Source organism: Vibrio sp. Y176 (assembly GCF_033438945.1).
This window is the reverse complement of the sequence record NZ_JAWOQS010001293.1, coordinates 1-500: the sequence shown is the minus strand read 5'-3', so window position 1 is coordinate 500 and position 500 is coordinate 1. Positions and strand designations below refer to the sequence as shown.

The following is a 500-nucleotide window of genomic DNA, read 5'->3' as shown; positions in this document are numbered from 1 at the left end:
GGCGAGCCATCGCGCGTTATAGATTGACGACATTATTCTTAAAGCCGAAATGATGGGCTTTACCAGTTACAAAGTATTCTTGCCTCGTTCAGATGACGGTGTTTACACCGTTGCAGCCAACTCAATGGGAGGGGACATCTCCGACCCAAGACAAGATCGAACCAGCCATTTTGACCAATACTCAGGTCGTTTGCTGGTGGATGTGACTTGGCAGGATTACAGCTGGTTTGCCAAGTTAATGGCTGCGGGTGTCTCACTTCACCAAGGAGACGTAAGCATCATCAACAAGGCGTTGAATGTGCTGTTCTGTCTGGCATTTATTCTGATTGCTATTTCCGGAGTGGTGATGTGGTGGTTCCATCGACCAAGTCGCAGCGCATCGCTTGGCGCGCCGCCACAATTTCAACATGACGGAGTGTGGAAATTGGGGTTAGCCACATTGGTTGCCATTTGTGCCGCGTTTCCGATGGGCGGTTTAGCCATTGTGAGCGTTTTGCTGC

Annotated in this window: 1 pseudogene; it reads left to right on the top strand. The window is 50.2% G+C overall.

The window, feature by feature from the left end:
- Nucleotides 1–22: 22 nt before the first annotated feature.
- Nucleotides 23–500 (top strand): annotated as a pseudogene (locus R7O13_RS31480) (PepSY domain-containing protein); the annotation flags it as partial.